Annotated in this window: 7 protein-coding genes; 1 reads left to right on the top strand and 6 read right to left on the bottom strand. The window is 64.4% G+C overall.

Annotation, left to right across the window (positions count from 1 at the left end; genetic code table 11):
• The 3 genes from ABZD10_RS10540 to ABZD10_RS10550 all read right to left on the bottom strand — a co-directional run.
• Positions 1 to 239, bottom strand: a 239-nt coding sequence (locus ABZD10_RS10540) for an SDR family NAD(P)-dependent oxidoreductase (RefSeq protein WP_372886372.1), incomplete at its 3' end; no start/stop codon positions are given.
• A gap of 192 nt (positions 240 to 431) precedes the next feature.
• Positions 432 to 1,607 (bottom strand): acetyl-CoA C-acetyltransferase, encoded by a 1,176-nt coding sequence (locus ABZD10_RS10545; protein WP_372886373.1) that lies wholly within the window; start codon positions 1,605 to 1,607, stop codon positions 432 to 434.
• A 150-nt stretch (positions 1,608 to 1,757) separates the two neighbouring features.
• Positions 1,758 to 2,597, bottom strand: a complete 840-nt coding sequence (locus ABZD10_RS10550; protein WP_372886375.1) for an EAL domain-containing protein — start codon at positions 2,595 to 2,597, stop codon at positions 1,758 to 1,760.
• Between the two features lie 122 nt (positions 2,598 to 2,719).
• On the opposite strand from ABZD10_RS10550, the gene ABZD10_RS10555 reads away from it, so the two are divergent.
• Entirely contained in the window at positions 2,720 to 3,331 is a 612-nt protein-coding gene (locus ABZD10_RS10555) for a DNA-3-methyladenine glycosylase I (RefSeq protein WP_372886376.1), read from the top strand.
• 57 nt (positions 3,332 to 3,388) lie between these two features.
• On the opposite strand, the gene lpdA is transcribed toward ABZD10_RS10555, so the two are convergent.
• The 3 genes from lpdA to ABZD10_RS10570 form a co-directional block, all read right to left on the bottom strand.
• Entirely contained in the window at positions 3,389 to 4,789 is a 1,401-nt protein-coding gene (gene lpdA / locus ABZD10_RS10560) for a dihydrolipoyl dehydrogenase (RefSeq protein WP_372886377.1), read from the bottom strand.
• 175 nt (positions 4,790 to 4,964) lie between these two features.
• Positions 4,965 to 6,467, bottom strand: coding sequence for a 2-oxoglutarate dehydrogenase complex dihydrolipoyllysine-residue succinyltransferase (odhB, locus tag ABZD10_RS10565; RefSeq protein ID WP_372886378.1), 1,503 nt, complete (start codon positions 6,465 to 6,467; stop codon positions 4,965 to 4,967).
• A 3-nt stretch (positions 6,468 to 6,470) separates the two neighbouring features.
• On the bottom strand, positions 6,471 to 9,431 hold the full coding sequence (locus ABZD10_RS10570) for a 2-oxoglutarate dehydrogenase E1 component (protein WP_372886380.1): 2,961 nt from the start codon (positions 9,429 to 9,431) through the stop codon (positions 6,471 to 6,473).
• Positions 9,432 to 9,446 lie beyond the last annotated feature (15 nt).

The raw sequence follows: 9,446 nt of genomic DNA on the forward strand, positions 1-9,446 counted from the left end.
ACGACGACGTCGATCGGGCCCAGATCGGCCTCGACCTGGGCGATGCCCGCGGCGCTGCTTTCGTAATCGGCGACGTTCCACTTGTAGGTCTTGATGCCGGTCTCTTCGGTGAACTTGGCGGCCGCTTCGTCATTGCCGGCATAGGTGGCTGCGACGCTGTATCCTTCGGCCTGCAATTTCTTCGAAATGGCTTCGCCGATGCCGCGCGAACCGCCGGTGACGAGTGCTACTCTTGCCATGGGTGTTTCTCCTGTCTGATGTGATCGCTCAGTAATTCTGTTACGCAGAAAACAACGGGGGTGCAACAATGTTGCTAGAACAATTTGCCGCAGCTCAGAAAGTTTTGTGCCTGCATGAAAGGGGTTGGGGTGACGGGTTAAAAAAAGGGCGCTGGTGAGCGCCCTTTGTAACATGTTTCAGCGGGCAGAAACTCAGGGGCGTTCGAGGCACATGGCCACGCCCATGCCGCCGCCGATGCACAGCGTGGCAAGGCCCTTCTTGGCGTCGCGGCGCTTCATCTCGAACAGAAGCGTGTTCAGGATGCGCGCGCCCGAAGCACCGATCGGGTGGCCGATGGCGATGGCGCCGCCGTTGACGTTGACGATCTCGGGATCCCAGCCCATGTCCTTGTTGACGGCGCAGGCCTGTGCGGCAAAGGCCTCGTTGGCTTCCACCAGGTCGAGATCGCCGACCGCCCAGCCGGCCTTGTCCAGCGCCTTGCGCGAGGCATAGATCGGGCCGACGCCCATGATCGACGGATCAAGGCCCGCGGTGGCATAAGAGGCGATCCGCGCCAGCGGTTCGATGCCGCGTTTCTCGGCTTCTTCGGCGCTCATCAGCAGGGCGCCGGCGGCGCCGTCATTGATGCCCGAGGCATTGGCGGCGGTGACCGAACCGTCCTTGGTGAAGGCGGGGCGCAGTTTCTGCATCGCCTCGATGGTGGCGCCGTGGCGGATGTATTCATCGCTGTCGACAACAATGTCGCCCTTGCGGGTCTTCACGGTGAAGGGGGTGATCTCGTCGGCGAACTTGCCGGCCTTCTGGGCGGCTTCGGCCTTGTTCTGCGAGGCGACGGCGAAAGCGTCCTGCTGATCGCGGCTGATCTGCCACTGGTTGGCGACGTTCTCGGCGGTCTGGCCCATGTGATAGCCGTTGAAGGCATCCCACAGACCGTCGCGGATCATCGAGTCGATGTATTTCACGTCACCCATCTTGGTGCCGGCGCGCAGATGCGCGACATGGGGCGACAGCGACATGTTTTCCTGGCCGCCGGCGGCCACGATCGCCGCGTCACCAAGATGGATGTGCTGGGCCGCCAGCGCGACGGCGCGCAGCCCCGAGCCGCAGACCTGGTTGATGCCCCAGGCGGCGCTTTCCTGCGGCAGGCCGGCATTGATATGGGCCTGGCGGGCCGGGTTCTGGCCCTGACCGCCGGTCAGCACCTGGCCGAGAATGGTTTCCGAAACTTCCGACGCATCGATACCGGCGCGCTCGACCAGTGCAGCCAGAACCGTGGCGCCCAGGTCATGGGCGGGCGTGTTGGCGAACGAGCCGCTGAAACTGCCGACAGCGGTCCGGGCTGCCGATGCGATAACTACGTTGGTCATGTATGATTCCTCTACCAAAGACTTCACGAAGGGTCCGCGTTTCCGGCGCGGAGTTCAAGCTTCCGCACAGGCCTTCGCAGCGGTGCATAGCAGTTTCGCCGCATTGCGGCAACGGGAAGGGTGCCCGAGGGGGGAAATAATGTTGCGTCGTTACGCGGCGTCGCTGTTCTTTTTTTTCGCCTGCCACTCGGGGTTGATGGTGGGGGCGCCGAACAGGAACCCCTGCAGGCAGTCAAAGCCCAGCTCGGTCAGAATGCGCGCATCCTCGGGGTGTTCGACGCGGCTGGCGACGGTGTACATATCAAGGCCCCGTGCGATGGCGGCGATGCCCCCGGCCAGAACCCGGTTTTCGGGGTCGGCCCGGATCCCGCGCGAGAACTGCCCATCCAACTTTAGGATATCAAAGAAGAAATCCCGGAAGTGGCGGAAGGAACTGAAGCCAGATCCGAAATCGTCCAGGGCAAAGGATATGCCCCGGGCGCGCAAATCGTCCATGAAGTCGACCACCAGTTCCGGGATCTGGACCGCCGAGGATTCCGAGATCTCGAGGATCAGCCTTTCGGCGATGTCGGGGCGGCGGCGCAGCCCGGCGTCGAGGCTGCGCATCCAGCGGCCATAGCCGATCGAGCGTGCCGACATGTTGATCGACAGGCGCAGCGAAGGATGAGACGCCAGCACCCCCAGCCCCAATTCAAGCGCCAGGCAATCGAGCTGACGACCGGCTTCGCAACCCTCGACCGCATCGATGAATTCCTTGGCGGGAATCACCCGCCCGGTCGCATCAAGCACCCGGATCAGGGCCTCGTGAAAAACAATCTCCTGCCGGGCCCGGGCCCGGACCACCGGCTGAAAGGCCAGCAGCACCTGCCCATGGCGGATCGCCTCGGTCACCATGCGAAGCGTGTCGGCGTCGCGCAGGCCCACGGCAGCATTCAGGGGCGAGTCCAGCCCTTCGTGTAATCCGGTCAGGTTTGCATCGTGCCGCTGCATGGTTTGCTCCCGCTGTGATCCATGCCAGACTGGCCGGCAAACGGTGAACATTGGCTTAACGGTGATGGCGATGCGCGCGTCCGTGGGCAGGCGCTTGCGCACCGGGCAATTTGGGGGGATTGATGGCTGAAAGATGCGGTTGGGCGGGGCAGGAGCCGATCTATGTCGCCTATCACGACAGCGAATGGGGCGTGCCCGAATACGACAGCCGGGCCCTGTGGGAAAAGCTGATCCTCGACGGCTTCCAGGCCGGGCTGAGCTGGATCACCATCCTCAAGAAGCGCGAGAATTTCCGCGCCGCCTTCCGGGGCTTCGACCCGGATGTCATCGCCACATGGGGCGAGGCCGAGGTGGCCCGGCTGCTGGATGATCCGGGCATCGTGCGCCACCGGGGCAAGATCGAGGCGACGATCGGCAATGCGCGTGCATGGCAGAGGATCGAGGCCGCCGGGGGCTTTGACGACTTCCTGTGGCGCTATGTCGACCACCGGCCCCTGCAGAACAGCTGGCAGAGCCTTGCCGAGGTGCCGGCCTTCACCCCCCTGTCGACGCGCATATCAAAAGATCTGAAAAAGGCCGGTTTCCGGTTCTGCGGCCCGACCATCGTCTATGCCTTCATGCAGGCCTGTGGCCTGGTCAACGACCATCTGGTGGGTTGCCCCTGCCATGACTGGGTGGCCGGTCTGGCCCGGCCCCGGACCGCAGGGGCGCGGGGCCCGGAACGCGGGCCCTGAAAGCAGAAAGGGCAGGCCCCCGGGGCCTGCCCATAAGTCTTTTGCCAAGGGCGCGGATCAGCTGTGGATCGGCCCGTCGCCGCAGGCCAGAGCCGCCTCGCGCACCGCCTCGGAATAGGTCGGGTGGGCGTGGCAGGTCATGGCGATATCCTCGGCCGAGGCGCCGAACTCCATCGCCACGCAGAGCTCGTGGATCATGTCGCCGGCGGCCGGGCCGATGATCGCGGCGCCCAGCACCCGGTCGGTTTCCTTGTCGGCGATGATCTTGACAAAGGCGCCTTCGGCCTGTCCCACCGCCTTGGCGCGGGCATTGCCCATGAACATGAACTTGCCGACCTTGATCTTGCGGCCCTCGGCCTTCAGCGCCGCTTCGGTGGCGCCGACGGTGGCCACTTCGGGGGTGGTGTAGACCACGCCCGGGATCACGCCATAGTTCACATGGCCGTGCTTGCCGGCGATCACCTCGGCCACCGCCATGCCTTCGTCCTCGGCCTTGTGGGCCAGCATCGGGCCTTCGATCACGTCGCCGATGGCATAGATGCCGGGCACGTTGGTCTTCCACTGGCCATCGGTGGCGATCTGGCCGCGCTCGGTCAGTTTCACGCCGACGGTATCAAGGCCGAGGCCTTGGTAATAGGGGCGGCGACCGGTGGCGACCAGCACCACGTCGGCGTCGAGAACCTGCTCGTCTTCCGGCGATTTCTTCAGCGCGTATTTCACCTTGGCCTTGGTCTTGGAGGCCTCGACGCCCGAGACCGCGGCGCCCATGACGAAGGCAAGGCCCTGTTTCTCGAGAATGCGCTTGAAGCTGCGCTGCACGTCGGCATCCATGCCGGGGCAGACCGCGTCCATATATTCGACCACCGTGACCTCGGCGCCGAGGCGCTGATAGACCGAGCCCAGCTCGAGGCCGATGACGCCGGCGCCGATGACGACCATCTTCTTCGGCACCTTGGGAAGCTCCAGCGCGCCGGTGGAGTCGACCACCACGCCCTTGTCGTTGTCGACCTCGACACCCGGCAGCGACGCGGGCACAGAGCCCGAGGCGATGACGATGTTCTTGGTCTCATAGCTGGTGTCACCGACCTTGACCTTGCCGGCGGCTTCGATGCTGCCATAGCCCTTGATCCAGTCGATCTTGTTCTTCTTGAACAGGAATTCGATGCCGGTGGTGTTCTGGCCGATGGTCTCGTCCTTGTAGGTCAGCATCTGTTTCCAGTCGACCGAGGGGCTCTTGCCCTTGAGGCCCATGGCGGCGAAATTATGCTCGGCCTCGTGCAGCATGTGGCTGGCGTGCAAGAGCGCCTTGGAGGGGATGCAGCCGACGTTGAGGCAGGTGCCGCCAAGGGTTTCGCGGCCTTCGACCACGGCGGTTTTCAGGCCCAGCTGGGCGCAGCGGATGGCGCTGACGTAGCCGCCGGGGCCGGCGCCGATGATGATGACGTCATATTGGGACATGGGTCATTTCCTTCAAAATGAACGACGCCCGAAACGGGTTCGGTATCGCGTCGGTATTGCCTCGGTATCGCGTCGAAGCGATACGGGCGGGGTTGCGGCCGCGCATACGGCGGCAGGTGCGTGAGATCACGCACCCTACGATCGCGTAGGGTGCGTGCTTGCACGCACCGCGTCCTTACAGATCCATCAGCAGGCGGCGCGGATCTTCCAGCGCTTCCTTGACGCGCACCAGGAAGGTCACGGCGCCCTTGCCGTCGACGATGCGGTGGTCGTAGCTGAGCGCCAGGTACATCATCGGGCGGATCTTGATCTCGCCGTTGATGACCATCGGGCGGTCCTGGATCTTGTGCATGCCGAGGATGCCCGACTGCGGCGGGTTGAGGATCGGCGAGGACATCAGCGAGCCATAGACACCACCGTTGGAGATGGTGAAGGTGCCGCCCTGCATCTCGGCCATCGACAGTTTGCCGTCGCGGGCGCGCTTGCCCTTTTCCGAGATGGCTTTCTCGATCGCTGCGAAGGACATCGCGTCGGCGTCGCGGATCACCGGAACCACAAGGCCGGTCGGGGTGCCGGCGGCAACGCCCATGTGGACGAAGTTCTTGTAGACGATGTCGGTGCCGTCGATCTCGGCGTTGACCTCGGGCACTTCCTTCAGTGCGTGGCAGCAGGCCTTGGTAAAGAAGGACATGAAGCCAAGACGCACGCCGTGCTTCTTCTCGAACTGGTCCTTGTACTGGTTGCGCAGCGCCATCACCTCGGTCATGTCCACCTCGTTGTAGGTGGTGAGCATGGCGGCGGTGTTCTGGCTGTCCTTCAGGCGCTTGGCGATGGTCTGGCGCAGGCGGGTCATCTTGACCCGTTCCTCGCGGGCAGCGTCATCGGCCGGCACCGGGGCACGCGGCACCGGCGCTGCGGCGGGAGCGGCGATGGCGGCGGCGGCGGCGGCTGCGGCCGGCGCGTTGGCGACATCTTCCTTCATGATCCGCCCGTCGCGGCCCGAGCCCTTGATGCTGGCCGGGTCGATGCCCTTTTCGGCCATCAGCTTCTGGGCCGAGGGGGCGTTCTCCACGTCCTTGCCGGTCGCGGCCGCGCCCGGCGCTGCTGCGGCGGCGGCCGGGGCGGCGGCTGCCACCGCGCCCGAGGAGGAGATCACCGCCAGCTTGGCCGAGGCGTCGACGGTGGTGCCTTCGGGGGCGGTGATTTCGGCCAGCACGCCGGCGGCCGGGGCCGGCACTTCGACCGAAACCTTGTCGGTTTCAAGCTCGCACAGCATTTCATCCTGCGCGACAGCATCTCCGACCGCCTTGAACCATGTCGAGACGGTGGCTTCGGTGACGCTTTCGCCGAGGGTCGGCACCATGACGTCGACCGAGCCGGCTGCGGCTGCGGCCGGCGCCGCGGCGGGGGCGGCTTCGGCGGTGGGTGCCGGGCTGGCGCCTTCACCGGCGACGATGGTGGCCAGCAGGGCGTCGACACCCACGGTGTCGCCTTCGGCGGCGATGATCTCGCCCATCACACCAGCCGAGGGGGCGGGCACTTCGACGGTCACCTTGTCGGTTTCCAATTCGCAGAGCATTTCATCGACGGCCACGGCGTCTCCGGGTTTCTTGAACCAGGTGGCGACGGTGGCTTCGGTAACGGATTCGCCCAGGGTCGGGACGCGAACTTCGCTCATGGGTTAGTTTCCTTCCATGGACAGCGCGGCGTTCACCAGCGCTTCTTGTTGTGCTTTGTGTTGGCTTGCCAGACCGGTTGCAGGCGAGGCCGAGGCCGGGCGGCCGGCATAGGTCGGGCGGGTATGTTTGGCGTTGATGCGGGTCAGCGCCCATTCGATATTGGGTTCGATGAACGACCAGGCACCCTGGTTCTTGGGCTCTTCCTGGCACCAGACCATCTCGGCCCCCTTGAAGCGCTCGAGTTCCTGGATCAGCGAATGCGCCGGGAACGGATAGAACTGTTCGATGCGCATCAGGTAGATGTCGTCGATGCCACGGGCGTCGCGCTCTTCGAGAAGGTCGAAATAGACCTTGCCCGAACACAGCACCACGCGCTTGATCTTGTCGTCGGCGACCAGCTTGGTGTCCGAGTTGCCCTTCTGCGCGTCGTCCCAGAGGACGCGGTGGAAAGAGGAACCGTCGGTGAACTCGCTGGCTTCCGAGACGCAGAGGCGATGCCGCAGCAGCGATTTCGGCGTCATCATGATCAGCGGCTTGCGGAAGCTGCGGTGGATCTGGCGGCGCAGGATGTGGAAGTAGTTCGCTGGCGTGGTGCAGTTGGCCACGATCCAGTTGTCACCGCCGCACATTTGCAGGAAACGCTCGAGCCGTGCCGAGGAGTGCTCGGGGCCCTGGCCTTCGAAGCCGTGCGGCAGCAGCACCACCAGACCCGACATGCGCAGCCATTTCGATTCACCGGACGAGATGAACTGGTCGAACATGATCTGGGCGCCATTGGCGAAATCGCCGAACTGGGCCTCCCAAAGGGTCAGCGCGTTGGGCTCGGCCAGCGAATAGCCGTATTCGAAACCCAGCACCGCATATTCCGACAGCGCCGAGTCGATGACGTCGTAATGGGCCTGACCGGCGCGGATGTGGTTGAGCGGGTAGAACCGTTCTTCGGTTTCCTGGTTGACGATGCCGGAATGGCGCTGCGAGAAGGTGCCGCGGGTGGCATCCTGTCCGGCGAGCCGCACCGGGAAGCCCTCGGTCAGCAGCGAGCCGAAGGCCAGTGCCTCGCCGGTGGCCCAGTCGATGCCCTTGCCGCTTTCGAACATCTTGGACTTGCTGTCCAGAAGCCGGTTCACGGTCTTGTGGACCGGATAGCCCTCGGGGACCCGGCTCAGCGCCGCGCCGACCTCCTGGAAGGTGGTCTCCTTGATCGAGGTCTGGCCACGCTGATAGACGCCGTCCTCGCGGTCCATGCCCGACCAGCGGCCATCCAGCCAGTCGGCCTTGTTGGGCTTGTATTCCTTGCCGGCCTCGAACTCTTCGTTGAGATGGGCCTGGAAGGCGGCCTTCATGTCTTCGATCTCGCCCTCGGGGATCAGCCCGTCCTGCACCAGGCGCTCGGTGTAGAGCGACAGGGTGGTTTTGTGGCCCTTGATCTTCTTGTACATGATCGGGTTGGTGAACATGGGCTCGTCGCCCTCGTTGTGACCGAACCGGCGATAGCAGAACATGTCGATGACGACATCCTTCTGGAACTTCTGGCGGAACTCGGTCGCCACCTTGGCGGCGTGCACCACCGCCTCGGGATCGTCGCCGTTGACGTGGAAGATCGGCGCCTCGACCACCAGCGCGTTGTCGGTGGGATAGGGCGAGGAGCGCGAGAAATGCGGCGCGGTGGTGAAACCGATCTGGTTGTTGACCACGATATGCATGGTGCCGCCGGTCTTGTGACCGCGCAGACCCGACAGGGCGAAACATTCGGCGACGACACCCTGGCCGGCAAAGGCCGCGTCACCGTGCAGCAGGATCGGCATCACCTGGGTGCGGGCGCTGTCGCCCAGCTGGTCCTGCTTGGCGCGCACCTTGCCCAGAACCACCGGGTTCACCGCCTCGAGGTGCGAGGGGTTGGCGGTCAGGCTGAGGTGTACGGTGTTGCCGTCGAACTCGCGGTCCGACGAGGCGCCGAGGTGGTATTTCACATCGCCCGAGCCGTCCACGTCTTCGGGTTTGAACGAGCCGCCCTGGAATTCGTTGAAGATCGCCTTGTAGGGTTTGGCCATCACGTTGGCCAGCACCGACAGGCGGCCGCGGTGCGGCATGCCGATGACGATTTCCTTGAGGCCGAGATTGCCGCCGCGCTTGATGATCTGTTCCATCGCCGGGATCAGGCTTTCGCCGCCGTCAAGGCCGAAACGCTTGGTGCCCATGTATTTGACATGAAGGAACTTCTCGAAGCCCTCGGCCTCGACCAGCTTGTTCAGGATCGCCTTGCGGCCCTCGCGGGTGAACTGGATTTCCTTGCCGTAGCCCTCGATGCGCTCTTTCAGCCACGAGGCCTGCTCGGGGTCGGAGATATGCATGTATTGCAGCGCGAAGGTGCCGCAATAGGTACGGTTCACGATGTCGACGATCTGGCGCATGGTGGCGATTTCCAGCCCCAGCACCTTGTCGATGAAGATCGGCCGGTCCATGTCGGCCTCGGCGAAACCGTAGGATTTCGGGTCGAGCTCGGGATGCGGGGTCTTGTCGCGCATGCCGAGGGGATCGAGGTCGGCCACCAGATGCCCCCGGATCCGGTAGGCCCGGATGATCATCAGCGCCCGGATCGAGTCCAGCACCGCGCGCTTGATTGCCTCGTCGCTGACCTTGACGCCCTTCTCGGCCGCCTTGGCCTTGATCTTGTCGCCGGCGCTCTTGACCTCGGAGGGCTGGGCCCATTCGCCGGTCAGCGCGCTGGTGAGGTCGTCATTGGGCTGCTGCGGCCAGTCGCCGCGTGCCCAGGACGGGCCGCTGGCCTCGGCCTTGACGTCCAGTTCGGCGTCGCCGAGCTGGCGGAAGAAGGATTGCCAGGCTTCGTCGACCGCATTGGGATCGGACGCGTAGCGGGCATACATCTGTTCGAGATATTCCGCGTTATGCCCCTGCATGAAGCTGGAAGCATGAAAGATGTCATTGGGGCTTTGGTCGGTCATGGAGGACTCCCGATC

It is taken from the genome of Shimia sp., from assembly GCF_041624275.1.
Lineage (GTDB): Bacteria > Pseudomonadota > Alphaproteobacteria > Rhodobacterales > Rhodobacteraceae > Shimia.

Bases quoted from the DNA above. Each gene is read 5' to 3' on its own strand.
- odhB (WP_372886378.1), bottom strand. From the start codon at position 6,467: ATGAGCGAAGTTCGCGTCCCGACCCTGGGCGAATCCGTTACCGAAGCC.
- ABZD10_RS10550 (WP_372886375.1), bottom strand. From the start codon at position 2,597: ATGCAGCGGCACGATGCAAACCTGACCGGATTACACGAAGGGCTGGAC.
- ABZD10_RS10545 (WP_372886373.1), bottom strand. From the start codon at position 1,607: ATGACCAACGTAGTTATCGCATCGGCAGCCCGGACCGCTGTCGGCAGT.
- lpdA (WP_372886377.1), bottom strand. From the start codon at position 4,789: ATGTCCCAATATGACGTCATCATCATCGGCGCCGGCCCCGGCGGCTAC.
- ABZD10_RS10555 (WP_372886376.1), top strand. From the start codon at position 2,720: ATGGCTGAAAGATGCGGTTGGGCGGGGCAGGAGCCGATCTATGTCGCC.
- ABZD10_RS10570 (WP_372886380.1), bottom strand. From the start codon at position 9,431: ATGACCGACCAAAGCCCCAATGACATCTTTCATGCTTCCAGCTTCATG.